The organism is Ensifer sp. (genome assembly GCF_035999185.1).
Lineage (GTDB): Bacteria > Pseudomonadota > Alphaproteobacteria > Rhizobiales > Rhizobiaceae > Ensifer.
The window spans coordinates 54,471-80,375 of sequence record NZ_DASYHB010000207.1 but is presented as its reverse complement, the minus strand read 5'-3'; the positions used below and the strand labels follow the sequence as shown (position 1 = coordinate 80,375).

Here is a 25,905-nt window from a genome sequence, read left to right as displayed (position 1 = left end):
GAATGTTCCGAGCCGTCCTCTTCGCCGCTTCCATCGCCTTTGCCGGGAGCGCGATGGCGCAGCCCTGGGAAACCAAGCTTGCTGACGGCTTCGAAGGAGAGAATTTTGCGCCGGAGGGCGGGCTCTACTATCGCGAGAATTTTGAACAGACCGCCGGCACGGTGGAGTTTCAAGACGCCGTCAAGCGGAGCGGCAACGGCGCGCTCAAGCTGAGCGTCGTTCCGACCTGTCCAGACTCGCTCGACGGTTGCAGCGAGCGAGCCGAGATCTGGGAGAAGACGGCGCTGCGCGTGCCCTATGATCAGGGCGTCTGGTACGGCTTCGCTGTCAAGTTTGCCGATCCGATCCCGAAAGAGGATCACCGTTACCTCATTGCCCAGTGGAAGCGCGAGATCGATCCGGGTGCGGAGGGCGATTTCAGTCCGTTTCTTGCGCTTCGCCTCGAATACGGCAAGCTCTTCGTCACGGTGGAAACCAATTACCTGATGCCGCTGTCGGTCGGTCCCGAGGGGACGGCAGCGACCTGCAAGCCCGGCCAGGTTCCCGTATGGGGGAGGCCCGGCGTCAACCAGATGCGCATGCTGGTCGCGGCTGACAGCCATTGGAAACTGGAAGACGGCAACCTGTTCAACGGCTGCACCGATGCGGTCAAGATCACCAATTACGGCAACCCTTTACCCGATCCGAATTCCGGCTGGATCGACTTCGCCATCTACACGCTGCCGGGCGCTTCCGGCACGGGGCGCATCGACCTGTACGCCAACGGCAAGCCGATCTTCACCGCTACCGGTCATATCGGCCACGCCGACAAGGGGCTCGGCAAGAACCAGTACTTCAAGTTTGGTCCCTACCGCGCAGCCGACACGACCAACTGGACACTGTTTTATGATGACTTCCGGCGCTCGCCGAATTGCGCCGACGTGTTGAGAGAAGGGACGTGCCCGTCCCTCTAACCATCTGAAGATGCACGTGGGTAGCGCCTTGGTTGAAACCGGGCGTGCTGGACAGCCCTCCGAAGCTGCGCTAGTCTTTTTTTAGAGGCGGCGGATAAAAAGCGATGAGGGAAGAGTGCTGCTATGACATCTGGGGCGGACCTGCTTCGAGTTGAAGGTCTGCGGATCACATTCTCGGTGCTCGGCGGCGAAGTTCAAGCCGTCAACAATGCGAATTTCAGAATTCTACCGGGCAAGGTCACGGCTCTCGTCGGCGAGTCGGGGTCTGGCAAATCGGCGATCAGCCAGGCGGTGATGGGCATTTTGCCGAACGTGGCCAAGGTTGGCGGCAAAATTTTGTTCAACGACCCTGCGACGTCGGAAAAGCCGATCGACCTCATCTCGCTGGAGCGGGAAGGGGAAGAGATTCGCAGTCTGCGCGGCACGCGCATCAGCAAGATCTTTCAGGAGCCGATGACGTCGCTGTCGCCGCTCCACACGATCGGCAACCAGATTTCCGAAGTGCTGAAGATCCATACGGATACGGAAAAGGCCGAACGTCGGGCCCGGACGGAAGAGCTGCTCGGCTATGTCGGGTTCGCCAATCCGAAGCGCGCCTACGACATGTATCCGTTCGAACTGTCCGGCGGCATGCGCCAGCGCGCGATGATTGCAATGGCGCTGATCTGCAAACCGGCGCTGCTGATCGCCGATGAGCCGACGACAGCCCTCGACGTGACGGTGCAGGCCCAGATCCTGAAACTGCTGCGGGAGCTTCAGTTGAAGCTCAACATGGCGATGCTGCTGATCACCCACGACCTTGGCGTCGTCGCCAACATGGCCGACGAGGTGGTGGTGATCTATCACGGCCAGATCGTCGAGGCGGGGCCGGTCGAGGCGATCTTCCGCAACCCGCAGCACCCCTATCTCAAGGGGCTGATGGCCGCTGTTCCGCATTTCGACATGAAGCCCGGGGAACGGCTGAAGGCGCTGCGCGAGGTGCCGGTCAAGGCAGGCACGTTGCTCGGGACGACGGCAGCCGAACGGCGCGCCGGCCCCGAAGTGCTCCTGTCCGTCCGCAACCTTTCCAAGACCTATGGAACGCGAAAGTCATCGTGGTTCGGTGGCGGCGAAAGTTCCTATCACCGCGCCGTCGACGATGTCAGCTTCGACATTCGCCGCGGAGAATGCCTTGGCCTCGTCGGGGAAAGCGGCTGCGGCAAGACAACTGTCAGCAAGATCCTGATGCGGGCGGTGACGCCCGACACCGGTACGGTGACCTTCGACAACGGGGAAGGGCCGGTCGATGTCCTGAAGGCGCAGGGAGACGAGCTGCAGGCGCTGCGCTCGAAGATCCAGATGGTTTTCCAGGATCCGGTGTCGTCGCTGTCTCCGCGCATGACGGTGAAGAACATTCTCAGCGAACCCTTGGAAATCCACGGGCGCGGAAACGCGAAGTCTCGCGTCGAGACCGTGCGCTCGCTGTTGCAGGCCGTCGGGCTGGACCAGCGCTTCATCAACCGCTACCCGCACAGCTTCTCCGGTGGTCAGCGCCAGCGCATCGGCATTGCCCGCGCCTTGGCGCTCGTGCCCGAACTCTTGATCTGCGACGAGCCGGTTTCGGCGCTCGACGTCTCCGTTCAGGCGCAAATTCTCAACCTTCTCAAGGATCTTCAGAAGGAATTGGGGCTGACCTGCCTGTTCATTTCCCACAACCTTGCGGTCGTGGATTACATGGCAGACCGCATTGCCGTCATGTGCGCCGGCCGCATCGTCGAGCTCGCCCCGCGCGAGGTTCTGATGCGCAAACCCGTCCATCCCTATACAAAGTCGCTGCTGGAGGCCGTGCCCTATCCGGATCTCGACCGACCGCTCGATTTCGAAAGACTGAAGGATAGCGAAGGATCGGATATGCGGCGCTGGGGACCGCAGTTCCGGGACGATGACGCTGGCGACGCGCTTATCCCCGCGGATCTCGGCAATGACCATTTCGTCTTGGCACGCCGTTCCGTGGATGCAAGGGAGTTACGGCCATGATCACGCGCCGAACTGTACTGGCATTGCTTGCAACCGTAGCTCTTCCGACGCGGCTGTTTGCTGCAGCGGGCGAGCCGGCCTTTCTGGAAAAGCTGATTGCCGACGGCAAGCTTCCGCCCGTTGCCGAGCGGTTGCCCAAGACGCCGCGCGTCATCAACGTTGCCGCTATGGGGCGTGAGCCCGGCAAGCATGGCGGCTCGGTGCAGATGATCATCGGCAGCGCCAAGGACATCCGTTTGATGACCATCTACGGCTATGCCCGGTTGGTCGGTTATGACGAGACGCTGAAGATCGAAGCGGACGTGCTTGAGAGCTATGAGGCCGTCGAGGATCGCATCTTTACCTTCCACATCAGAGAAGGGCACAAGTGGTCTGACGGGACGCCCCTGACGTCGGAAGACTTCCGCTATTGCTGGGAAGACGTCCTCAACAACGAAAAGCTCACCCCGGCGGGATTGCCGACGGCCCTCGTCATGGATGGCGAAGCCGGAAAGTTCGAGATCGTCGACGAGCGCACTGTGCGCTATTCCTGGTCGACGCCCAATCCGGACTTCCTGCAGAAGCTCGCCGGTCCCCAGCCGCTCGTGGTGGCCATGCCTTCCGCCTATCTCAAGCAGTTCCATGAGAAGTATCAGGAGGAAGACAAGCTCAAGGCCCTGATGAAGGAAGAGCGCGTCAAGAAATGGAGCCAGCTCCATATGCGCATGGCGCGTTCCTATCGTCCTGAAAACCCGGACCTGCCGACGCTTGATCCCTGGCGCAACACGACACCGCTGCCGGCCGAACAGTTCGTCTTTGAACGCAACCCTTATTATCACCGCGTCGACGAGAACGGGCTGCAGCTTCCCTATATCGACAAGTTCGTGCTCAACGTCAGTTCGTCAGCGCTGATCCCGGCAAAAACCGGAACCGGCGAAAGCGACCTGCAGGCGACCGGCGTCGATTTCATCGACTACACCTTCCTCAAGGATTCCGAGAAACGCTATCCGGTGAAGGTGCTTTTGTGGAAGAAGACGCAAGGGTCGCGGCTGGCGCTGCTGCCCAACCTCAATTGCTCGGACACCGTCTGGCGGTCGCTGCTGCAGGATGTACGGGTTCGTCGCGCGCTTTCGCTCGCCATCGACCGGACGGAGATCAACAAGGCGGTCTTCTACGGCCTGACCAAGGAGAGCGCCGACACGGTTCTGCCTGACAGTCCGCTCTTCCGACCAGAATTTGCCAACGCCTGGGTCGCGCACGATCCGGAACAGGCCAATGCGCTGCTCGATGAGGCCGGTCTCACCCAGAAGGGCAGCGACGGCATTCGCATCCTCTCCGACGGTAGAGCCGCACAGATTGTCGTGGAGACGGCGGGCGAAAGCACGCTCGAAACCGATGTGCTGCAACTCATCACCGACTATTGGCAGAAAGTCGGGATCTCGCTTTTCATCCGCACCTCGCAACGCGACACGTTCCGCAGCCGGGCCGTCGGCGGCGAAATCATCATGTCGATGTGGTTCGGTATCGACAACGGCGTGCCCAATGCCAGCATGAACCCCGGGCAGCTGGCGCCGACTGCCGACGATCAGCTGCAATGGCCGGTCTGGGGGCTCAATTATCTGTCTCATGGCGAGATGGGCCAAGCGCCCGACCTGCCGGCCGCAGTCGAGCTGACGGAATTGCTGCAGCGCTGGCGTCATTCGGCCGAGGACGCCGAACGCACCGAAATCTGGGGCCGCATGCTGTCGATCTACACAGACCAGGTTTTCTCGATCGGCATCGTCAACGCGTCGCTGCAGCCGATCCTCGTGGCCAAGAAGCTGAAGAACGTGCCGGAAACGGCGCTCTACGGCTTCGATCCCACCTGCTATTTCGGCGTCTACAAACCCGACACTTTCTGGATCGAGCAGGAAGGCTGACATGCTGCGTTATATTCTCTGGCGTATCGCGGCGATGGTTCCGACCCTCCTCATCATTTCCGCTCTTGTCTTCACCATCATCGAGCTGCCGCCCGGCGACTATTTCGAAAGCTACATCGCCGAGATCAAGGCCCAAGGCGAAGGCGTCGACATGGAGCAGATCGAAGCGCTCCGGAAGGAGTACGGCTTCGACCAGCCGGCGCCACTGCGCTACGTGCACTGGGTCGCCGGCATGCTGCAGGGCGATTTCGGCTACTCCTTCGAGTACGAGCTGCCGGTCAGCGATGTCGTCGGCGACCGCTTGTGGCTGACGATCCTCGTCTCCTTCGTCACCATCATCTTCACCTGGCTGATCGCCTTTCCGATCGGCATCTACTCCGCGACCCATCAGTACAGCTGGGGAGACTACGGCCTGTCGCTGATGGGACTGATCGGCATCGCCATTCCCAACTTCATGCTGGCGCTGATCCTGATGTACTTCGCTAACATCTGGTTCGGGATCTCGATCGGCCACCTGATGGATCAGAAGTACCTGGCCGAGCCGATGAGCTGGGCCAAGGCGAAATCGATCCTGGAGCATATCTGGATCCCGGTCATCATCGTTGGTGCGGCCGGCACCGCCGGGATGATCCGGCGGTTGCGTGCCAACCTGCTTGACGAGTTGCAGAAGCAATACGTGGTGACGGCGCGCGCCAAGGGCCTTTCGCCGATGCGCACGCTGGTGAAGTACCCGCTGCGCATGGCGCTCAACTTCTTCATCTCGGATATCGGCTCCATCCTGCCGGCGATCATCTCCGGTGCGGAAATCACCGCGATCGTGCTGTCGCTCGAGACCACCGGGCCGATGTTGATCAAGGCCCTTCAGAGCCAGGACATGTACCTTGCCGGTTCATTCCTGATGTTCCTTGCCTTCCTGACAGTGATCGGCGTGCTGATCTCCGACATCGCGCTTGCCATTCTCGATCCCCGCATTCGGCTGCAAGGCAGGAGCACCAAGTGACGTCATTTCTCCCGGCGCCCGGCGAGCCACTGCCGCACTATGTATCGACCGCCCCGTTCGATCCCTATTCCGTGGAGGCGATGTCTGACGAGCAGGTGCGCGTCAACCAGGCTTCCCAACTTCGCCTGATGTGGTGGAAGTTCCGACGACATCGGCTTGCGCTCGTGTCCGGTATCTTTCTTGCCGCGCTCTATGTGATGATCGTGATCTGCGAGTTCCTGGCGCCCTACAATCTGCACACCCGGAACATGGACTACATTTATGCACCGCCTCAGTCGGTGCATCTGTTCCATGAGGGCAAGTTCGTCGGCCCGTTCGTCTACGGCCGCACCATGACGCTCGATATGGATACGCTGAAGCGCAACTATGCCGACGACGTCAAGGACGTCGAGCCGTTGCGCTTCTTCTGCCGTGGCGACGGCTATCGTTTCTGGGGTCTGTTTGACAGCAATGTGCATTTCGTATGCCCGGCAAAGGACGGACAGTTCTTCCTGCTTGGAACGGACCGCCTCGGCCGCGACGTACTGTCACGCATTATCTACGGCGCGCGGATCTCGCTGACGATCGGCTTGCTCGGCATTACCGTCAGTTTCGTGCTGGGCATCGTCATTGGCGGGCTTGCCGGCTACCACGGCGGCGTTTTCGATCTTATCACCCAGCGCGTCATCGAAGTTCTGCAGTCGATCCCAAGCATTCCGCTCTGGCTTTCACTGGCGGCGATCATGCCGGCGACCTGGAGCCCGATCCTCATCTATCTGGCGATCACGATCATTCTCGGGCTGCTGGACTGGACGGGACTTGCGCGCGCTGTGCGCTCGAAGCTGCTGGCGTTGCGCGAAGAAGACTATGTGCTGGCCGCCCAGCTGATGGGCGCCAAGAGTAGCCGCATCATCGGCCGCCACCTGGTCCCCGGCTTCATGTCGCATCTGATCGCCACGGCGACGATCTCGATCCCTGGCATGATCCTCGGCGAGACGGCGTTGAGTTTCCTCGGTCTCGGCCTCCGGCCGCCCATCACCAGTTGGGGTATTCTGCTGACCGAGGCAAAAAGTGTCAGTGTCATTGCCTTCTACCCCTGGCTCCTATTTCCCACAGTTCCGGTCATTCTTGTGATTTTGGCGTTCAACTTCTTGGGAGATGGGTTGCGTGACGCGGCCGATCCCTACAAATGAAGCCCGATTTGCCGCCGGACAACGGTCGGCGTGAAACGGTTCATTATACCCTGAGCGAAAGGTTCCTTGCATGATGCGGCGTTTTGAAGATGCCCGGATCCTCATGTATAGCCATGACACGTTCGGGCTCGGACACCTCAGGCGCTGTCGCACGATTGCGCATTCGCTGGTGGAAGACTTCCGTGGGTTGAACATCCTGATCATTTCCGGCGCGACGATCGCCGGCGCCTTCGATTATCGTGCGCGCGTGGATTTCGTGAAGATTCCGAGCGTCATCAAGCTGCACAATGGCGACTACACGTCCCTCGACCGCCACATCGAACTCGACGAGACGTTGAAGATGCGCCAGGCGATCATTCGCCACACCGCCGAGACGTTCAAGCCCGACATCTTCATCGTCGACAAGGAGCCGATGGGCCTGCGCGGCGAGGTCGAGGAGACGCTCACCTATCTGAAAGCGCACGGCACGACGCTCGTCCTTGGCCTGCGGGAGGTCATGGATGCGCCACACCTCTTGGAGGCGGAATGGAAGCGCCGTGACACCATGCGCAAGATCGAGCAGTACTACGATACGATCTGGGTCTATGGTCCTCCGGATTTCTACGATCCCCTGACAGAACTCGAAGTGCCGCCCGCCGTGCGCGAACGGATGAACTTCGTCGGATTCTTGCAGCGCAGCGTCCCGCGCGAGGAACTGCCCGGCCACAAGCCGCAGGGGGACTACATCCTCGTCACGACAGGTGGCGGCGGTGACGGAGCGGACCTTATCCACGATGTCATCCATGCCTATCAGCAGGATCCGGAACTCACGCATAAAGCCTTGATCGTGCTCGGGCCCTATATGCCGGTCAAGAAGCGGGAAAAGCTGATCCGCAAGGGCAGCAAGATCCCCTTTATCAAGATCATCGAGTTCGACAACCGCATGGAAGAACTCATCGCCGGTGCCAAGGGCGTTGTTGCCATGGGCGGCTACAACACCTATTGCGAAATCCTTTCCTTCGACAAGCCGGCCCTCATCGTGCCGCGTATCCAGCCGCGCGAAGAGCAGCTGATCCGCGCCCGTCGCGCTGCCGAACTCGGGCTTGTCGAGATGCTGCTGCCGGACGAGGCGGAAGATCCGTTGCGTTTTGCAGCGGCGCTGAAAGCGCTGCCATATCGAGCCCCGCCATCGAAGAGCAGCGCCAACGGCCTGCGGCTGGAAGGCCTGGTGCATATCTCCGAGATCGTCGGCAAGTGGCTCGACCGGCCATCGAGCGACCATCTGAACATTGTGAAGAAATCGAGCTGAAGCATTGCCGACAGACCGCAAGATTGCAGTCGTGCTGAAGGGCTATCCGCGTCTTTCAGAAACGTTCATCGCGCAGGAATTGCTTGGCCTGGAGCGGGCCGGAATGGATCTCGTTCTCATCGCCCTTCGGCGTCCGACGGATGGCAAGCGTCATCCCGTGCACGACGAGATCCGCGCCGAGGTTCACTATCTGCCGGAGTATCTGCACGAAGAACCGCTGCGGGTGCTGCGCGGTCTCTTGCGTTCTTTGCCGAAAGCGGGATGCTGGCCGGCCCTCGGGCAGTTTCTCAGGGATTTGCGCCGCGATTTCAGTCGCAATCGTTTTCGCCGCTTCGGGCAGGCGGTGGTCCTGGCATCGGAGTGGCCGGGCGACCCGCGCTGGCTGCACGCGCATTTCATTCACACGCCCGCTTCAGTGACGGCCTATGCAAGCATGATTGCCGGCACGCCCTGGACCTGCTCGGCGCATGCCAAGGACATCTGGACTTCGCCAGACTGGGAGCTTTCCGAAAAGCTCAAACGGGCGCGCTGGACCGTGACCTGTACGCGGATGGGCTACGAACATCTGAAGAGCCTCACCAGCGAGAAGGCAAGGGTGCATCTGAGCTACCATGGCCTCGACCTCGACCGTTTTCCACACTTCGAGGGCAAGCACTCCGATCGGAACGGGTCCGATCCTTCCGATCCGGTCCGCATCGTCAGCGTCGGTCGCGCTGTCGGCAAGAAGGGCTACGACGTGCTGCTGAAGGCGCTCTCGCTGCTGCCGCCGGATCTCAACTGGCGCTTCGAGCATATCGGTGCCGGCGAGCTGACCGCAAAGCTGAAGACGCTTGCCGGTGAACTCGGCGTTGCCGAGCGGGTCACCTGGAAAGGCGCGCTCGACCAGACCGACGTGCTTGCGCACTATCGGGCCAGCGACATCTTCGCGCTTGCCTGCAGGATTACGGCCGACGGTGACCGGGACGGTTTGCCGAATGTGCTGGTCGAAGCGTCGAGCCAGCGGCTGGCCTGCGTTTCAACGGCGATTTCAGGCGTGCCGGAGCTTCTCGACGATGGCGAAAATGGCCGCGTCGTTCCCCCTGAGGACCCGCAGGCGCTGGCCGCGGCACTCGAGCAGCTTATCCGCGACCCTGTGCTTCGTTGCCGGCTCGGAGATGCGGCGGAAGAGAAGGTGCGCGCGCACTTCGACCATCATACCAGCATCGATCAACTCGCCGACCTGTTTGCCAAAGAGTGGAGAGCCGCCTGATGCGCGCGCGCCGTGTTTTCTTCTATGTCCAGCATCTGCTGGGCATCGGCCACCTGGCGCGGGCGAGCCGGATTGCAAGCGCGCTTGCCACGAATGGCTTCGATGTGACTGTCGTGACCGGCGGCAACCCGGTTCCGGGGTTCCCGGGGGGCGATGTAAAGCATGTGGCGCTGCCGCCTGTGCTTGCCGGTGACAAGGGATTTTCCGGCCTTGCCGACGCGGACGGAAATCCGGTGACCGACGCGTTCAAGCAACAGCGCCGGGACCTCTTGATCGAGGCGTACCTCACCTGCGATCCGGATATCGTCATCTTCGAAGCTTTTCCGTTTGGCCGGCGCCAGATGCGTTTCGAGCTGATGCCGCTGCTTGAAGTGATAGAAAAGGCTGAGAGGCGGCCGCTCGTTGCCGCGTCGCTGCGCGATATCCTCCAGGAACGGTTGAAGCCCGGCCGCGCGGAAGAGACCCTTGATGTAGTGAACGCGCACTTCGACCTGGTGCTCGTGCATGGCGACCCAGCCTTCGCACGGCTTGAGGAGACCTATCCCTATGCGGGCGAAATCGAAGGCAAGATCGCCTATACCGGCCTTGTCGCGGGTGCGGTGCCCGAGCCGCCGGCCGAAAGGTTCGACGTCCTTGTTTCCGCAGGCGGTGGTGCGGTCGGCAAGGAGCTGATTGGCGCTGCGCTTCAGGCGGCCGGCCTTCTGTCGAACGAGTTGCAATGGTGCCTGGTCACCGGGCCGAACCTGCCGCAGGATGATTACGACGCCTTTGCTGACACAGCGCCCGCAAACGTCCATCTGTTCCGCTTCCGCAAGGACTTTGCGAGCCTGCTTTCCGGCGCACGGCTTTCCGTTTCCCAGGCCGGCTACAACACGGTGTGCGATATCTTCCGCGCCGGATGCGCATCCCTGCTCATCCCTTTTGTCGCCGGCGGCGAGACGGAACAGTCGACCCGGGCGGCAAGGCTCGAGAAGCTCGGCCTTGCCGGGGTCTTGCCGGAGGCCGAGGTGACTCCTGAGAGGTTGGCGCGCGATGTCGAGGCGATGCTGGCGCGGCCAAAGCCGAGCATCCCGCCGCTCGATCTCAACGGTGCGACCAGGACGGCGGAGATTTTGGCGCGCTGGCCGGGCCGTTGAACATGCATCGCAACGGCGCGGCCGTAGGGTCGCTCAGTACGTCGCGATCAGACCGTGCCGATCAGCATGAAACGCGTGTATTTTTTGGTCGGTAAAGCGCCGGCGAATTCGAGCTTGGTCAGTGCAGCCTGCTCAGCAAATGCTTCAACCGAGGCCACACAATTGATGTGGGTGGGTTCGCTGAAGTAATCGTTAGATTGCAGCATCACACGCGTGCCGGCAGGGACGAGATCGAGCCACGATCTGAGGTCGGCGATATGCTCGCAGCTGGTGTTGACAACCAGGTCGGCCTGAAGCGCATCGTAGTCGATCGCGTACATATCGGCTGTCACGGCGCGGAATTTGTCCGGGAAGGCTGCGTTCAACGTCTCGGCCACGGCTTCCACATCCGGGTCGATGTCGAAGCTTTCGACCGCGGCGACATCAAAGCGCCGATCCTCCAGCAGCATCGCTCCTAGAATGCCGTACCAGCCGCCCAGTATGGCGATCTTGCCGTAGGAAGGTCCTGCGACGTCGAGAAGCGTATCACGTGCCCAAACCTTGCAGGCGACCTGCTTGTGGTTGAAGGCGTTGGTGATGTGGGCGCCGGGATGTTTCGCGATGACCCGGGCGATGCCATCGATCAGCGGGCTTCGCGTGTAGGCGGCGATACCGCGTGCCAGATCAAAGGCATGCTCGTACCAATCGCCAGTTTCGCAAGGGGTGTGGCTGGTTTGTTTCATGCGGCCGTTGTAAGCTGACGACCGAGCGAGTGCAATAACGGCGTGTGCTTTCCGGAGCGGCGCCCCCTGCAGTTGACCCCAACGCCGCCTTATGGACATGGCGTCCATTGCAGAATTTTCTCGCACCTGCATAATCGATCAACCGGATTCGGCGCCGGACGGAATATGCAGGCGTTGCCTTCGCGAGCGAGTGCTGAGTGCACCAGCGGGAGGCGCGCCGAAGAGTGATGCGTGTTGGGGACAGTTGGCAGCCCGACCCGCCAGCAGCAGTCGTGTTCAATAAGGTCCTATCGCCAGTAACATGGAACCACGCCTTTCCCGCTATATCTGGACCCACACGCGCAAAGATCAGCTTTGGATCCTGGTTGTCGTCGCGCTGTCGATGATCCCTTATTTCCTGTCCTTCGATCTGCCGAAGCAGATCGTCAACGGACCGATCCAGGGCGATGGTTTCGACAGCCCGGAAGCCACGCAGGCGTTCCTGCCGATTTCGTTCGATCTGCCGTATTTCGGCACGCTCAACATCTTTGACGGCTTCCAGCTCGGCCGCGAGGGCATGCTGCTCGCGCTCAGCCTTGTGTTTCTGCTGTTGGTGGTCATCAACGGCCTGTTCAAGTTCTACATCAACACCTTCAAGGGTCGGCTCGGCGAGCGCCTCCTGCGGCGCATCCGTTTCGAACTCGTCGACCGGGTCCTGCGCTTCCCGCCGAGCCATTTCAAACGGGTGAAGCCGGCCGAAATCGCGACGATGATCAAGGACGAGGTCGAGCCGCTCGGTGGTTTTACCGGCGACGCCTTCGTCTCACCGGCGCTGCTCGGCGGCCAGGCGCTGACCGCCCTGGTGTTCATCCTGCTGCAGAGCTTCTGGCTTGGGATTATCGCGACGCTGATCGTGGCGGTGCAGGCCGTGATCATTCCGCGCATGCGCAAGCGGCTGCTAGTGCTTGGCCGGGAGCGGCAACTGACGGCGCGCGAGCTTTCCGGTCGCGTCAGCGAAATCGTCGATGGCATCGGTGCAATCCGCGGCCATGACACCTCCAACTACGAGCGCGCCGACATTGCCGCCAGGCTCGGCCGGATCTTCAAGATCCGGTACGACCTTTATCAGTGGAAATTCCTCGTCAAGTTCATCAACAACTTCCTGGCCCAGGTCACGCCGTTCCTGTTCTACGCGATCGGTGGGTACTTCGCCCTCCAGGGCCGCCTCGACATTGGCCAGCTCGTCGCCGTCATCGGCGCCTACAAGGACCTTCCAGGCCCACTGAAGGAACTGATCGACTGGGATCAGGCCCGCCAGGACGTTCAGGTCAAATATGCCCAGGTGGTGGAGCAATTCAGCGTCGAAACGCTGCTCGACCCGAAGGTTCAGGCGGTCGCGACGAGCGCCGTCGAGCCTCTGACAGGGCCGCTTGCGGCGGTCAACCTCACGGTGATCGACGATGGCGGTTCGACGCTGCTCGACCATGTGTCACTGCAGGTGCAGCCCGGCGAGAAGGTGGCGTTGACCGGTGGCGGCGAGGTGCTCGCCGAGGCTTTCGGCCGGCTGGTCTGGCCGGCAAGCGGCAAGGTGGTCATCGGCGGACAAGACATTCTGGAAATGCCGGAATCTGTGACCGGGCGGCGCATCGCCTACGCCTCGTCCGACGTCTATGTCTTCCAGGGTAGTCTCGGTGACAACATTTTCTACGGGTTGAAACACGCGCCGCTCAAGGATCCTGTCTATGAGGGCGAGGGGGTGACGCATCGCAAGTGGGAAGTGACGGAAGCGCGACTTGCCGGCAACCCGCATCTCGATGTCAACAGCGACTGGATCGACTATGGCGCCGCCGGCGCGAGCGGCCCGGACGATCTGCTTGTTCAGATCCGGCCGGTGCTCGATGCCGTTCTGTTGACCAATGACGTCATGGCGCTCGCGGTCCGTTCAACCATCGATCCGCATCGGCATGCGGAGTTTGCAGCTCGCATTGTCGAGATGCGCAGTGCGCTCAGGCAGCGGCTTGAGCAGGAGAAGCTCAGCGACCTCGTCGTGTTCTTCGAGCCGGGGGCCTACAATGTCGAGGCCACGATCGGCGAAAACATGCTCTTCGGTACCATCACCGACCAGGCGATGTGGGCCAATGCGCTTGAGAACCATCCGTTCTTCAAGACGATCCTGCAGCGGGTCGGCCTGCGCGACACCTTCTACGAGATGGGCATCGAGATTGCCGAGAACGTCGTCGAACTGTTCCGCGACTTGCCGCCGGATCACCCGTTCTTCCAGCAGCTGACCTTCATGACCGCCGAGGAAATCCCGGTTTACGAGGCAATCCTCCAGAAGGTACGGTCAAAGGGCAAGACCGAGGTTTCAGAGGACGATCAGATCAAGGTGATCAGGCTCTGCTTCGACTACATCGAGCCGCGGCACCGCTTCGGTCTCTTGACCGACGAGGTGATGGCGAAGGTCGTTGCTGCCCGGCGTGAATTCGACGAGGGGCTTCCGGCCGACCTCGCGGGAATGATCGAGCACTATCGGCCGAACCGCTACATCGCTTCAGGCAGCATCATCGACAACGTGCTTTTCGGACGCATCGGGCACAAGCACGCCGACGGTTCGGAGAAGATCCGAGCCATCGTTCGTGATCTCTTCGAAGGGGGCGGCCTCTACAACGAAGTGCTCGCCTTCGGCTTCGACTACAATGTCGGCGCCGGTGGCAAGCGACTGACTGCGGCCCAGCGCCAGAAGCTCGATCTGGCACGCGCGCTCATCCGCGCCTGTGATTTCTACATCTTCAATCAGCCGCTGCTGGCGCTGGATCAGCGCGTGCAGGAGCAGGTTGTTCGCAACGTCTTTTCGATGCTCGATCAGAGTGGGCGCGATCCGGCAATCGTCTGGGTTGTTGCCAATCCCGCGTTGATGGAACTCTTCGATCGCGTTGCGAAGTTCGAAAACGGGCGCCTGGTGCACGACGCGAATGTGGATGAAGCGCCCGACTATAAGGAAATGGCTTCTTGATGTAATATTAATGTCAGGGCACGAGCATATGGTCCCGCCGCGATGCGGGAGACAGATTGCTCCCGACGGGAACTCGGAGACACGGATTGTGATGTTGCTCAAAGATGAAGTCGAAATGCTGCGCCGGATAACCCTGTTTTCGGGATTGCCGCCGGCAAAGCTGAAACTTCTCGCCTTCACGTCCGACCGGGTCATGTATGGCGCCGGTGAAGCTTTGTTCTATCAGGGCGATATCGGCGATGCGGCCTATGTCATCCTCTCCGGGACGGCGGAGGTCCTGATCAACGCCGCTGGCGGGCCTTTCAAGATCGCCGAGGTTGAACAGAATTCGATCGTCGGCGAAATCGCCATTCTCTGTAATACGCCGCGCACCGCGACCGTGCGCACGAGCACGCCGCTCGAGGCGCTGCGAATTCGCAAGGACGATTTCCTCAAGCTCCTCGCCGACTTCCCGGAAATGGCAGTGGAGATCATGCGCGTTCTTGCCGACCGTCTTGCCCAGACGACGGCGGAACTCAGCGAGGCCCGTGGTCGCCTGGAACCGGTGGACGCGTAAAGGCTTTGCCGCGCATCCAGTTGCTTCCATCGACAAGCAGGCACGAACGAGCGCGGCGAGGCATTCGCTCAGGGCATGCGAGCCCTTCGCAAAAACGATTCCGCAACATCGGGATATGGGTTAGAGAAACGCCATGCGTTCGATAACCTATTTCCAAAAGACCGTTCAGTTTCCGGACAAGCCTGAAAAGAAGCGCTTTTTCGCGCGGCTGCAGAATGGCGACTGGGAGCCCTGTACCTTCCAGAACATCGCGCGCCTCGTCGATGGCAAGACGACCTTCATCGATATCGGCGGATGGATCGGCGTGACACCCTATTGGGCGGCGCAGATCGCCGACAACGTCATCACCGTCGAGCCTGACCCGGTCTGCTTCGGTATCCTCAGGGAGATGCAGCCTCAAAACAGCGGCGAGGTGCGTGTGATCAACGCGGCGCTTTCCGAGGACGACGTGCTGGTTCTGCACTCGGTCGGCGGTGGCTTCGGCAGCTCGGAAACGTCGGCGCTGATCGCCGATGACGACGGCGAAGCGATCCAGGCGCAGACCGTCAAGATCTCCGAGCTTCAGGCCATGGCCCGTACCGAGCGGCTCTGTTTCAAGATCGATATCGAGGGATACGAATATCGTGCGCTCGACCAGTTCAGGGCCATCGACCGCAAGCGGACGGCCGGCGTTCTTTTGGCGGTTCATCCGCAGATCCTCTTTGCGTCCCTGAGCGGCCCCTCCGTGCTGCGGGCCGCGCGCACTGCCGCTGCGACCTTACGACTGATCCGAAGCTTCCGCGGCTTTCGCCTCGACAATCCCCAGGCGATCTGGACGGCGTTGCGCAAGTCGATCGCACGCCGGGAGTTCCGCGGCTTCGACCTGCTGTTCGTCGCCACGGACCGCGACCGCTAGGCGTCCGGCCGGCTAGAACATTTCATCATGTGAGTGAAATCGGGCGTCCTCATGCAAACGGCAGGGCGCCGACGGAGTTCACGTTCTGGCGCACGCCGATGGACGATGCGGGTTCCGTTCGTCATGCACTTAAGATCTTCGGCGCAGTTAACCACGCTCGAAGCAAAGTTAATTCTTCGTTTAAAGATGATACTTACGGTGGTATAACCCAGCTGTTGCTATTTCCTGGTTCTGGGTTTGAAGCATCGTGAGGGCGACCGCATGTCCTGGATCTATGTTGCAGGTTTCGCCTACAGCCTGCCGGCGTTGTTCCTGCTGGTGATGACCTATATCGAAGGATTGCATGCGCGAGCGCCGTGGAACATCTACCGCTTCGCCGGGCTTCTCATCTGCATCTTCTGGCCGATCCTGTTTCTCTATCTGATGGTCACGATGGCTTCGAAACGAAGAATTTCGCAGCGTTAGAGGCATGTGTTTGAACCGCTCTTCCGGATTTGGCGCATGGGCGGGAGTGTTTACCATACAACTAGAAAATGCCGGAGATTAACCCATGATTCCGTCATGCGGTCTAAGGTCTGGCGGTGATCGACCGGTGTGAAAGTATCTGAGCATGTGCGGTTACGGCGGCTATTTCGGGCAGGTCCCGGAGGCAGAGGCCCTCCTCAAGAGGATGATCGCTGCGATTGCGCATCGCGGGCCGGACGAGCATGGCATTTTCATTGCGCCCGAGGCTGGTCTCGGCCACGCGCGCCTGTCGATTGTCGGACTGGGCGATGGCCAGCAGCCGATGTCCGATGAGACTGGCGACCTGACGATCGCTTTCAACGGTGAGATCTTCAACTACGTCGAGCTGCGCGACGAACTGCGCGCCAAGGGACGACGGTTCCGCACGTCCAGCGACACAGAGGTCATTCTGCATCTCTACGACGTGATGGGAGAGGACTGCCTTTCCGCTCTCAACGGCGACTTTTCGTTTGCGATCTGGGACAAACGCCGCCAGCGCATGATGCTTGCGCGTGACCGTATGGGCGTGCGCCCGCTGTTTTACACGACCCATGGCGGAACACTCTATTTCGCCTCCGAAATCAAGGCGCTGCTTCAGGTCCCCGGTGTTTCGGCCGAGCTCGATCCCGTCGCTCTCGATCAGATTTTCACGCTCTGGGCCCCGATCGCGCCGCGAACCGGCTTTCGCGACATCAACGAGCTCGAACCGGCGCATCTCCTGATCGCCGAAAGGGGCAAAGTGTCGATCCGCCCCTATTGGCAGCTCGACTATCCCGACCGTTCGGCGCAAGCCTCATTTGTAGACGAAGGGCAGGCTGCCGAAGAACTACGCGCCCTTTTGACCGATGCAACCCGCATTCGCATGCGCGCCGACGTGCCGGTCGGCTCTTATCTGTCCGGCGGGCTCGACTCGTCCATCGTCTCGGCCCTAGCCGCCAAAATGGCGCCCAAGGGTCTGCGCACGTTTTCCGTGACGTTCGACAGTGTCGAACATGACGAAAGCGCCTTCCAGATGGAGATGGCGACCGCGCTCGGCACGCATCACACGGCTGTGGCCTGTCGTGCGGGCGATATCGCCAAGGCCTTTCCGGAGGTCGTCCGCTTCGCGGAGCGGCCCATCATACGCACAGCGCCAGCACCGCTCTACCAACTCTCGGGTCTTGTGCGGGAACAGGGGTTGAAGGTTGTGCTGACGGGCGAGGGCGCCGACGAGGTCTTTGCCGGCTATGACATCTTCAAGGAGGCGCGGGTTCGCCGCTTCTGCGGCCGGCAGCCCGGCTCCCGCATCCGCCCGCATCTGTTCCGCAAGCTCTATCCCTATCTGCCGGGGTTGCAGCAGCAATCGGCAGAGTATCTCGCCGCGTTCTTCGGCGCCGGCGATGTGCCGCTCGACGATCCGCTTTTTTCGCATCGCCCGCGGTTCAAGAGTACGGCGGCGACCAAGATCTTCTTCTCTTCCGACCTGCGCGCGACGGTGAAGGACTACGACGCGGCAGAGGATCTGGCGAGCCGGCTTCCGGCAACCTTCGGTCGCTGGCACCCCTTGCATCAGGCGCAATATCTCGAGAGCCGTTTCCTGCTGCCGGGTTACATCCTCTCCAGCCAGGGTGACCGCATGGCCATGGCGCACGGGATCGAAGGGCGTTTTCCGTTCCTCGACCACCGGCTCGTCGAGTTCGCGACGCGCCTGCCGCCGGAAATGAAGCTCAAGGGCTTGGTGGAAAAGCACATTCTGCGCGAGGCGACGAAGGACCTGCTGCCACCGTCGATCGGCCGGCGTACCAAGCAACCCTACCGCGCGCCCGACAGCCGTTCCTTTACAGGCATCGGCGAGCTCGAATACGTCCGCGATGCCATGAGCGAGACGCGTATCAGCGACAGCGGCCTCTTTAATCCCAAGGCAGTGACCAAGCTCTACGAAAAATGCCAGGCCCAGCCAGTCACCGGCTTCCGGGACAACGCAGCCTTTGTCGGTATCCTGTCGACGCAGCTTTGGCTGCAGGCTTTCACAGGCACCAGAACCCGCGCCGCCGAGGCGGCTTGAAACCCATCGGGAAAGGAAAAGAAATGACCGAAACAATCAAGGATAAGGTCAGGGCCTTTGTCATCGAAAACTTCCTGTTCGGCGACACGTCCTATGATCTGGCCGATACAGCCTCGTTGATCGAGAACGACATCATCGATTCTACCGGCGTGCTCGAACTCGTCGCTTTCATCGAAGACCAGTTCGGCATCGCCATGGCCGATTCCGACATCGTACCGGCGAACCTCGATTCACTCTCGCGCATCTCGGCCTTTATCGAGACGAAGGTCGGCGCGCCGGTCACGGCCTGAAAGACGCAAGGGGGCGTCCATGCGGTTCGAGCAGTTTCTTATCGGCAATGCCGCAAGGCATGCGGCAAAGACGGCACTGATCACCGATCGCCGGCGCCTGAGCTACGGTGAGTTCGACGATCTGTCGAATCGCCTGGCGGCCGCCTTGGTCAAGGCCGGCGTCAGGCGCAACGACCGCGTCCTCGTCTTCATGGACAATTGCTGGGAAGCGGCCGTTTCGGTCTTTGCCATTCTGAAGGCCGGCGCGACCTTCAGCCCGATCAACGCGTCGACCAAGGCGGACAAGCTCGCCTACATCATCACGGACTGCGAAGCGGCCGCGATCCTCACGCAGGCAAAGCTGATGCCGACGGTGACGGATGCGCAGACGCAAAGCGGCAAGGCGAGCATCGTCGTTGGTTCGACGGCGGCGCCCAATGGTCAGACCCCGGCGGGCGCGATCCCGTTCGACGCCTTGCTGTCGCAAGAGGCGGCGCCGGTGTCGCATGGCGGCATCGACGTTGACCTCGCGATGCTGATCTACACCTCGGGCTCGACCGGCCGGCCGAAGGGTGTGATGATGACCCACCGCAACATCGATGCGGCATCCGAGTCGATCACCACCTATCTGCGCAATCAGCCTGACGACATCATTCTCAACGTCTTGCCGCTCGCCTTCGACTACGGCCTCTACCAATTGTTGATGGTGATCAGGCTCGGCGCGACTCTTGTACTGGAAAAGTCCTTCGCGTTTCCGCATGCGATCTTCGAACGGATCCACGAAGAGCGCGTGACCGGATTTCCGCTGGTGCCGACGATGGCCGCGATGATCCTGCAGATGCGGGACCTGGAGCCGGGTTTCCTGCCGAGCCTGCGCTATCTCTCCAACACTGCCGCTGCGCTGCCGCCACCGCATATCGCGCGCCTGCGCGAGCTTTTCCCCGGCGCAAGGCTCTATTCGATGTATGGCCTGACGGAGTGCAAGCGTTGCACCTACCTGCCGCCGGAGGAGCTCGATCGCCGGCCGGGATCGGTGGGTATCGCGATACCGAACACCGAGGCCTTCGTCGTCGATGACGAGGGCAGCCGGGTGCCGCCGGGCGTTGCCGGCGAGCTCGTCATCCGCGGGCCGCACGTGATGCAGGGCTATTGGCGCAATGACGCCGCGACGGAGCGCATGCTGCGGCCGGGGCCGAACCCGTGGGAAAAAGTGCTCTACACCGGCGATCTGTTCAAGACCGACGAGGAGGGCTTCCTCTACTTCGTCGGCCGTAAGGACGACATTATCAAGACGCGCGGCGAGAAGGTCGCCCCGAAGGAAGTCGAGACCGTGCTGCATGCGCATCCGGGCATCGCGGAGGCTGTGGTCGTCGGCGTTGCCGATCCGGTGCTCGGCCATGCGATTGCAGCGCTGGTGGTGCGCTCCGATCCCGGCCTGACCGACAAGGACATCATCCGGCATTGCACTCGGCATCTCGAAGATTTCATGGTGCCGAAGATCGTCGAGTTTCGCACCGAGCTTCCGAAGACGGATACGGGAAAGGTCAGCCGCCGTCTTGCGGCCGAGACGATGGAGCCTGCACAATGAACATCCGAACGACTGACAGCACCCGCCCGTTTTCGGCGGAAACATTGACGATCGATCACGCGGCGGAGACCGACCGCATCGTTGCGGGTCTGCGCGAGCAATTGCGGGCGATGAAGAAGCGCGGTCTGGTGCTAGGGCTTTCCGGCGGCATCGATTCCAGCGTTTCGGTGGCGCTGGCCGTGCGCGCCGTCGGCGCCAAGAATGTCTTCTGCCTGTTCATGCCGGAAAACGATTCCGATCCCGAGAGCCTGCGTTTCGGCCGGCTGGTCGCCGAGACCTTCAGTGTCGAGGCGATCGTCGAGGACATTGGCCCGGCCCTGAAAGCCATGGGCTGCTATGAGCGCCGCGACACGTTCATCCGCGAACTTGTGCCGGAATACGGCGAGGGGTGGGCCTCGAAAATCGTCATTGCCAACGCGCTCGAAGGCGAGGGCTACAACATCTCGTCTCTGGTGGTTCAGGGCCCGGACGGCAGGCAGGCAAAGCATCGCATGCCGCCGGCGGTCTATCTCGGCATCGTCGCCGCCACCAACATGAAGCAGCGCACCCGCAAGCAGGTTGAATACTATCATGCCGACCGGTTGAACTTCGCCGTGCTTGGCACCCCGAACCGGCTGGAATACGACCAGGGTTTCTTCGTCAAGAACGGCGACGGTGCTGCCGACGTCAAGCCGATCGCCCATCTCTACAAGTCGCAGGTCTATGCGCTTGCCGCGCATCTCGGTGTGCCCGAAGAGATCTGCCGACGACCGCCGACGACCGACACCTATTCGCTGGAGCAGACGCAGGAGGAATTCTATTTTTCCCTGCCTTATGACCGTATGGACCTCTGCCTCTATGGTCTCAACAATGGCATCGAGATCGATGCCGTTGCGAAAGCCGCGGGTTTGACCGTTGTTGAGGTCGAAAGGGTCTGGGCCGATATCGCTGCCAAGCGCAAGGCGACGCGCTATCTCCACCTCGGGCCGCAGCTTGTGCGACCGGTGGAAGAGATTGGTGGTTGACGCTTTGAGCGGCAGCCGCCGCTTCAGTCGAAGCTTCCACCGATCAGCCGGCTCCAGTGCTCTCCGGCAATGCCGTTGAAGAAGGCCTGTCCATCGCGGCAGGCCTCAACAACCGCCTGGTCGCGTGAATGGACGACGGTTGAGGCGACGTGCACGAACGCGATGCGCCGGCCGAGCATGGCCTCCATCAGAGCCGGCTGTGTGCGCCCGCGCAAGCCCGCAAGCCCGCGCTTCGATGCCGCGTCGACCAGGCAGTCGATGACCGGCCCGGCCTGTCCCGGCAGAGCCAGGATTTGCAGCACCCGACCGATTTCCCCGACCTTGGCATAATAGGCGAATGCGCCGACGACAGCGCCAGTGCGCGCCGCAACCAGCGCATAGGCAAGCTCGCCCTGGTCAGGCTTTTGTTCCGCATCGGAAAGAATGTGGTCGAGCTGCCCCTCGCTCCAATCCGGGCGAAGTGCAAACTGCGCGGTAAACTGCGGAACGACGGCAGCAAAGCCCAAGCGGTCGGTCTCTTTCGCCGTGAAGCCCGCGGGTGCTACGCCGGCTTCGGGCAGGGCGGACCAGCGCTGTTCGCCCTGGCCCATTCGTTTGCGGTAAAAGCTGTCGAGGGCGCGTGCGAAGGGCGCGGCGATCCGCGCGGGCTTGATGCGGTTGGCGGCGACGCTCAGGCTGAAGGTCGCGGGGCGAATAACGCGTACCCAGTCGAGGCTATATTGCGGCAGCACGACGCCGCGCAGCTTCGACCACATTTGCGCCGAGACCTCGCTTGCAGTTTCGCTGAAGGAGAGATCCTGAGGGCCCGCGAGAAAGGCTTTCAGGATCCGCGCGCCGGCCAACGGATCGGCCTCGCGGTCTTCCACCATCAGAGAACCGCAGATGGCGGCGCGCAAGCGCTTGCCATTCAATGTCATTGGGAGCGCATTGACCCCGACGAAACCGGTGATGCGGCCGTGGTCGTTCACATGCACGAGAGGGCGGATCTCCGGATCGCAGCCCGGAGCATCGAGATAGAGCTGCCGCATATAGGAAACGAGTGCCGGCGGCACGGCCCGATCATCGCGGAACACCCGCTGGAACATTCCGGCGATTGTCGGAATGTCCCCGCTCTCAAGCGAACGAATTTCGCTCATCAGGAACGCTCTCCAGCGTCCGCGCCGATCTTTCTGACGATGGCAACCCGTGGCTTGCCGTCATGGTCGGTTGCAAAACTCACCGGCTCGTAGACTTTTGCCCTGGACAGAAGGGCCGCTGCCTGCCGGTCCTGGCCCTCGCCGAATTCGAACAGCAGCCAGCCACCCGGTTTGAGGAAGGCGGCGGCGTCGCGGATCAGACGTTGATGGATCGAAATGCCGTAGGGACCGCCGTCGAACGCTTCGCGCGGCTCGTTTTCAAGCAGGTGCGCGCTGTCGCTTTCAAGCCGGCCTGTCGAGATATAGGGCGGATTGCAGACCACCACGTCGACGGTGCCTTCCAGGCTGTCGCCCTCAAGTGCGGCGAAAAGGTCCCCCTGTCGGATGGAGACGCGTCCACCAAGCGCAAGCCGGTCGACGTTGCGGCGCGCAAGTGCCACCGTGCTGTCCGTCAGGTCGGCGCCCCAGATACGTGCGAACGGGACCGCTGCTGCGATACCAAGGGCCAGATTGCCGGAGCCGCAACACATGTCGATGACCCTCGCCTCAGGCGGGACCGCTTCCAGGATCGCGACCGCCTTTCGGCCGAGGAGCTCGGTTTCTTCACGGGGCACCAGGACATCGGGTGCAAGCTCGAGGTCGACCCCCATGAACCGATGCAGGTGCAACGCGTCGTTTCCAGTCGGACCGTCGTTCGGATAACTGTCGTTTTGCGGCACAGCCACTCCCTCATGTCTTCGGTCAAGTATTTCCGGATAAATTTCTAGACGCGCAACGACAGGACACTACCGTAATCGGGTAAACGGAAGCTGAAATACAATTGAGACGAGCGCGTTAACCGCGCAATCACATCTGCCTGCTACCGTGCGCCGCAATGAAGGGCGATTGCTCGCTGTCATTGCATGCGATTTTGCGCAACAATCGGCGGGTTGGTGTCAAAGGCAATCGGAATGGCTTCGGAAAGTGTGAAGGAACGCGCGCACAGACCGTTCCTGGCGATGATCCTGTCCTATGCAGCATCCGGCGGCAGCCTTGTCATCGGATCCGCCGCCCAGCTCTTGACCTTTGCGATCCTTGCGCGCTGGCTCGGCGTGCACGAATTCAGCGTCTTCGTCGCCATCACCGCCGTCGCCAATATTGCCGTGCACCTGTGTGGCCTGGGCGCCATGGAGTGCCTTGTGCGTCGGGTCGCGCGCGATCGCAGCATGTATTCGCGCATGCTCGGCCACAATGTCATTCTGACGGCCATTAGCGGCGTGCTTCTGGTCTTGCTCGGCGCCGTGGTGCTGCCGTTCTTCTTCACGCTGTCGCCCGATCCCGTGACCAATGTCGCCATGATCACCCTGATGCTGATTACCAACGTGATCTTCGTCCGGGTCATCGTGCTTTGCGAGCAGATCTTCCTGGCTCACTCCAATTTTGCCTCGGCAAACAAGGTTGTCGTCGGGTTTGCACTGGCGCGCACGATCGCCGCCGCTCTCGCCTGCATCGTCTTTGGCGTCGCGACCGTCGCGTCCTGGGCGGTGTGGCAGTTCGTGTGCCACGTGCTGGTGGCGATGGGCTGCTGGCGGGCCGTCAAGGGGTTGGGGCGGCCGACCTATGGCATTGTGCGGGAGGAACTGCCGCAGGGCCTCTATTTCAGCGTGCCGTTCATCCTGCGCGCCGTCAGGCAGAATGCTGACCTGCTCGTGCTGAGCCTCGTGGCGACCGCCGAAGTGATGTCGAGCTATTCTGTTGCGCGCCGGATGCTCGAGAGCAGCTATCTGTCCGTCGAAGCCCTGAACCGGCTGATCTACCCGGGTTCGGCAAAGGCGACGGCAGCCGGTCTGCATCATGCGTTCGAGCGTGTCCGCAAGGTGCTTTTCGCGGCGACTTCGATCAGCATTGCCGCGGCCGCGGCCGTCTATCTGCTGGCTCCGGTCCTGCCCTATCTCTTCGGCAAGGACTACGTTTCTCTCGTTTCCTTTGTCCGCACCTTGTGTTGGGTTGTCGTGCCGCTTGCCATGTGGTCGGTGGCGATGGAGGCGCTCGGCGCGTCCGGCCACCATCCGGCGCGTGCGTCGGTGATGGGGCTTGGAAGCGTGCTCGGCGCCGCGCTGACGGCCTGGGCCACCTGGTACGCGCCGCCGACCGGAACGTTCATCTCCTTCTATGCCATCGAAATTGCGATGGTCATCGTTTCCTGGGCGGTTTTCCTGCGGTTTGTGCGTCGCGACAGGGCGCAGGCGAGCCATGCACCATTGCCGACGGGGATGGCCCATGAAGGCTGAGGGCAACATTCAGGCTGCAAGGCCGATTGGGCGGGAAATGCCCCGCATGAGCAACGTGCGGGCGATGGAGCCACGGGATATCCCGGCCGTCAGCGGCATGTTCAACCGGATCTTTCGCAAGCGCACGCATGAGGCGAGCGAGGAGCTTCGGCAGTACATAGAGACAACCTTCTTCGGCAGCCCGCTTTATTCTCCGGAGAACGGCAGCATCGTCTACGATGACGGGGCGGGCAGTATCGGCAGCGCCATCCTGGCACTTCCGATGGAGTTCACGGTCAACGGTCGCCGAACCGTGGCGAAACTGCTGTGTGCCTTCATGTCGGAGGGCAAGGCCGGCGCAGTGGGCGCGGCGTGCCTTGCCCGCGCCATGCGCGCCACAAGACAGGACATGTGCTTTTCGGACAATTCCTCACCGGTGAGTGCGGATCACTGGGTTGCCGGCGGCGGCATCGTGCTTCCGATACAGAGCCTCGACTGGCGGCGATCCTTCCGACCGTTTAAGGCCTGGGCGCTGACGGTCGGGCGGCACGCGCGAATCCTTCGATCGCCTGTGGTGACCGGGCCGCTTGCGCTTTTCGACGGGTTCCTGCGGCAGCGTCGCCCCAAGACCAAGCCGGGCGCGGCGGCCGGTTGCACAACACATGCCATCGACCCCGCAGCTTTTGTGGGCCTCGCCGAGCCCATGCTGCAGCGCTTTTCAGTCAGGCCCGTCTGGTCCCCGGCCGAATTCGAGTGGCTGTTGTCGGTTGCGGCTCTGAACAAGCCGCTGGGGGACCTCCTGTGCCGTGAGGTGCGCGAGGAAAGCGGGCGGGTAATCGGCGCATATCTCTATTTCGGCAAGGCCCGCGAGACGGCGACAGTACTCAACATCGTTTGCGCGGCGGGTCGCGAATTCGACGTCACAAAGCAGATGTTTCATGCACTCGATGCCGAGGGCTATGCGCTTGCCGTCGGCAGCGCGCAGCCGTTCCTGATGAACGCGATCTCGCGTCAAAGGTGGCTTTCCTTCCATCATCGCGGCTACTTTTGCATGGTGACCCGCCATGGTGATCTGAAGGAAGCGGCGTTGCGCAACGATATCTACGTCGGTGGCCTTGCCTCGGAAAGCTGGAGCCGGTTGCTGACCGACTTCTGATTGTCAAGCGTTAATCTGCTATCCTGCCGTTTAACGGAATATTCACCTTACAACCTTAATTCTGCGCTAGAGGCAGCT

General features: G+C 61.5%; 21 protein-coding genes. 18 read left to right on the top strand and 3 right to left on the bottom strand.

Annotated features, from left to right (window positions below; translation table 11 throughout):
* Window positions 1-2: 2 nt before the first annotated feature.
* The 8 genes from VGO04_RS29865 (at window position 3) to VGO04_RS29830 (ending at window position 10,712) form a co-directional block, all read left to right on the top strand.
* Window positions 3-953 (top strand): polysaccharide lyase, encoded by a 951-nt coding sequence (locus tag VGO04_RS29865; protein ID WP_327499597.1) that lies wholly within the window; start codon window positions 3-5, stop codon window positions 951-953.
* A 123-nt stretch (window positions 954-1,076) separates the two neighbouring features.
* Window positions 1,077-2,969, top strand: a complete 1,893-nt coding sequence (locus VGO04_RS29860) for an ABC transporter ATP-binding protein (RefSeq protein WP_327499596.1) — start codon at window positions 1,077-1,079, stop codon at window positions 2,967-2,969.
* Window positions 2,966-4,867, top strand: a complete 1,902-nt coding sequence (locus tag VGO04_RS29855) for an ABC transporter substrate-binding protein (RefSeq protein ID WP_327499595.1) — start codon at window positions 2,966-2,968, stop codon at window positions 4,865-4,867. The genes VGO04_RS29860 and VGO04_RS29855 overlap by 4 nt, the downstream gene beginning before the upstream one ends.
* Window position 4,868: 1 nt before the next feature.
* Complete coding sequence (locus VGO04_RS29850) at window positions 4,869-5,867, top strand: ABC transporter permease (protein WP_327499594.1); 999 nt, start codon at window positions 4,869-4,871, stop codon at window positions 5,865-5,867.
* A complete protein-coding gene (locus VGO04_RS29845; protein WP_327499593.1) occupies window positions 5,864-7,039 on the top strand; it encodes an ABC transporter permease in 1,176 nt (391 codons plus the stop codon). The genes VGO04_RS29850 and VGO04_RS29845 overlap by 4 nt, the downstream gene beginning before the upstream one ends.
* Window positions 7,040-7,109: 70 nt before the next feature.
* Window positions 7,110-8,327: a glycosyltransferase family protein gene (locus VGO04_RS29840; protein WP_327499592.1), complete on the top strand. Its 1,218-nt coding sequence runs from the start codon at window positions 7,110-7,112 to the stop codon at window positions 8,325-8,327.
* A 4-nt stretch (window positions 8,328-8,331) separates the two neighbouring features.
* A complete protein-coding gene (locus tag VGO04_RS29835; RefSeq protein ID WP_327499591.1) occupies window positions 8,332-9,576 on the top strand; it encodes a glycosyltransferase family 4 protein in 1,245 nt (414 codons plus the stop codon).
* Entirely contained in the window at window positions 9,576-10,712 is a 1,137-nt protein-coding gene (locus VGO04_RS29830) for a glycosyltransferase family protein (protein ID WP_327499590.1), read from the top strand. The genes VGO04_RS29835 and VGO04_RS29830 overlap by 1 nt, the downstream gene beginning before the upstream one ends.
* A gap of 47 nt (window positions 10,713-10,759) precedes the next feature.
* On the opposite strand, the gene VGO04_RS29825 is transcribed toward VGO04_RS29830, so the two are convergent.
* Complete coding sequence (locus VGO04_RS29825; protein ID WP_327499589.1) at window positions 10,760-11,434, bottom strand: class I SAM-dependent methyltransferase; 675 nt, start codon at window positions 11,432-11,434, stop codon at window positions 10,760-10,762.
* 301 nt (window positions 11,435-11,735) lie between these two features.
* Here VGO04_RS29825 and VGO04_RS29820 point away from each other — a divergent pair, with 301 nt between their 5' ends.
* The 8 genes from VGO04_RS29820 (at window position 11,736) to nadE (ending at window position 21,286) form a co-directional block, all read left to right on the top strand.
* On the top strand, window positions 11,736-14,426 hold the full coding sequence (locus tag VGO04_RS29820) for an ABC transporter transmembrane domain-containing protein (RefSeq protein ID WP_327499588.1): 2,691 nt from the start codon (window positions 11,736-11,738) through the stop codon (window positions 14,424-14,426).
* 91 nt (window positions 14,427-14,517) lie between these two features.
* Complete coding sequence (locus VGO04_RS29815; protein ID WP_327499587.1) at window positions 14,518-14,982, top strand: Crp/Fnr family transcriptional regulator; 465 nt, start codon at window positions 14,518-14,520, stop codon at window positions 14,980-14,982.
* 133 nt (window positions 14,983-15,115) lie between these two features.
* Window positions 15,116-15,877 (top strand): FkbM family methyltransferase, encoded by a 762-nt coding sequence (locus VGO04_RS29810; protein ID WP_327499586.1) that lies wholly within the window; start codon window positions 15,116-15,118, stop codon window positions 15,875-15,877.
* A gap of 261 nt (window positions 15,878-16,138) precedes the next feature.
* Window positions 16,139-16,342 (top strand): hypothetical protein, encoded by a 204-nt coding sequence (locus VGO04_RS29805; protein ID WP_327499585.1) that lies wholly within the window; start codon window positions 16,139-16,141, stop codon window positions 16,340-16,342.
* Between the two features lie 145 nt (window positions 16,343-16,487).
* A complete protein-coding gene (asnB, locus tag VGO04_RS29800; protein WP_327499584.1) occupies window positions 16,488-18,425 on the top strand; it encodes an asparagine synthase (glutamine-hydrolyzing) in 1,938 nt (645 codons plus the stop codon).
* 23 nt (window positions 18,426-18,448) lie between these two features.
* Entirely contained in the window at window positions 18,449-18,715 is a 267-nt protein-coding gene (locus tag VGO04_RS29795; protein ID WP_327499583.1) for an acyl carrier protein, read from the top strand.
* A gap of 19 nt (window positions 18,716-18,734) precedes the next feature.
* The gene (locus VGO04_RS29790) at window positions 18,735-20,282 is read left to right on the top strand and encodes a class I adenylate-forming enzyme family protein (RefSeq protein WP_327499582.1); all 1,548 of its coding nucleotides are present in this window, start codon (window positions 18,735-18,737) and stop codon (window positions 20,280-20,282) included.
* A complete protein-coding gene (gene nadE, locus VGO04_RS29785) occupies window positions 20,279-21,286 on the top strand; it encodes an NAD(+) synthase (protein WP_327499581.1) in 1,008 nt (335 codons plus the stop codon). The genes VGO04_RS29790 and nadE overlap by 4 nt, the downstream gene beginning before the upstream one ends.
* A gap of 23 nt (window positions 21,287-21,309) precedes the next feature.
* Here the strand turns inward: nadE and VGO04_RS29780 are convergent, their stop codons facing one another.
* Window positions 21,310-22,422, bottom strand: a complete 1,113-nt coding sequence (locus VGO04_RS29780; protein WP_327499580.1) for a hypothetical protein — start codon at window positions 22,420-22,422, stop codon at window positions 21,310-21,312.
* Window positions 22,422-23,072, bottom strand: coding sequence for a HemK/PrmC family methyltransferase (locus VGO04_RS29775; RefSeq protein WP_327499655.1), 651 nt, complete (start codon window positions 23,070-23,072; stop codon window positions 22,422-22,424). The genes VGO04_RS29780 and VGO04_RS29775 overlap by 1 nt, the downstream gene beginning before the upstream one ends.
* 300 nt (window positions 23,073-23,372) lie before the next feature.
* Between VGO04_RS29775 and VGO04_RS29770 the strand changes: the two genes are divergently transcribed.
* Both VGO04_RS29770 and VGO04_RS29765 read left to right on the top strand, forming a co-directional pair.
* Window positions 23,373-24,692, top strand: a complete 1,320-nt coding sequence (locus tag VGO04_RS29770; protein ID WP_327499579.1) for a lipopolysaccharide biosynthesis protein — start codon at window positions 23,373-23,375, stop codon at window positions 24,690-24,692.
* Between the two features lie 46 nt (window positions 24,693-24,738).
* Window positions 24,739-25,827, top strand: coding sequence for a GNAT family N-acetyltransferase (locus VGO04_RS29765; protein WP_327499578.1), 1,089 nt, complete (start codon window positions 24,739-24,741; stop codon window positions 25,825-25,827).
* Window positions 25,828-25,905: the final 78 nt, after the last annotated feature.

Coding starts and splice junctions, on each gene's coding strand:
- VGO04_RS29815 (WP_327499587.1), top strand. CDS start 14,518: ATGTTGCTCAAAGATGAAGTCGAAATGCTGCGCCGGATAACCCTGTTT.
- VGO04_RS29840 (WP_327499592.1), top strand. CDS start 7,110: ATGATGCGGCGTTTTGAAGATGCCCGGATCCTCATGTATAGCCATGAC.
- VGO04_RS29820 (WP_327499588.1), top strand. CDS start 11,736: ATGGAACCACGCCTTTCCCGCTATATCTGGACCCACACGCGCAAAGAT.
- VGO04_RS29865 (WP_327499597.1), top strand. CDS start 3: ATGTTCCGAGCCGTCCTCTTCGCCGCTTCCATCGCCTTTGCCGGGAGC.
- VGO04_RS29855 (WP_327499595.1), top strand. CDS start 2,966: ATGATCACGCGCCGAACTGTACTGGCATTGCTTGCAACCGTAGCTCTT.
- VGO04_RS29795 (WP_327499583.1), top strand. CDS start 18,449: ATGACCGAAACAATCAAGGATAAGGTCAGGGCCTTTGTCATCGAAAAC.
- VGO04_RS29765 (WP_327499578.1), top strand. CDS start 24,739: ATGAGCAACGTGCGGGCGATGGAGCCACGGGATATCCCGGCCGTCAGC.
- VGO04_RS29780 (WP_327499580.1), bottom strand. CDS start 22,422: ATGAGCGAAATTCGTTCGCTTGAGAGCGGGGACATTCCGACAATCGCC.
- VGO04_RS29850 (WP_327499594.1), top strand. CDS start 4,869: ATGCTGCGTTATATTCTCTGGCGTATCGCGGCGATGGTTCCGACCCTC.
- VGO04_RS29810 (WP_327499586.1), top strand. CDS start 15,116: ATGCGTTCGATAACCTATTTCCAAAAGACCGTTCAGTTTCCGGACAAG.
- VGO04_RS29805 (WP_327499585.1), top strand. CDS start 16,139: ATGTCCTGGATCTATGTTGCAGGTTTCGCCTACAGCCTGCCGGCGTTG.
- VGO04_RS29775 (WP_327499655.1), bottom strand. CDS start 23,072: ATGGGGGTCGACCTCGAGCTTGCACCCGATGTCCTGGTGCCCCGTGAA.
- VGO04_RS29830 (WP_327499590.1), top strand. CDS start 9,576: ATGCGCGCGCGCCGTGTTTTCTTCTATGTCCAGCATCTGCTGGGCATC.
- VGO04_RS29770 (WP_327499579.1), top strand. CDS start 23,373: ATGGCTTCGGAAAGTGTGAAGGAACGCGCGCACAGACCGTTCCTGGCG.
- asnB (WP_327499584.1), top strand. CDS start 16,488: ATGTGCGGTTACGGCGGCTATTTCGGGCAGGTCCCGGAGGCAGAGGCC.
- VGO04_RS29825 (WP_327499589.1), bottom strand. CDS start 11,434: ATGAAACAAACCAGCCACACCCCTTGCGAAACTGGCGATTGGTACGAG.
- VGO04_RS29790 (WP_327499582.1), top strand. CDS start 18,735: ATGCGGTTCGAGCAGTTTCTTATCGGCAATGCCGCAAGGCATGCGGCA.
- nadE (WP_327499581.1), top strand. CDS start 20,279: ATGAACATCCGAACGACTGACAGCACCCGCCCGTTTTCGGCGGAAACA.
- VGO04_RS29860 (WP_327499596.1), top strand. CDS start 1,077: ATGACATCTGGGGCGGACCTGCTTCGAGTTGAAGGTCTGCGGATCACA.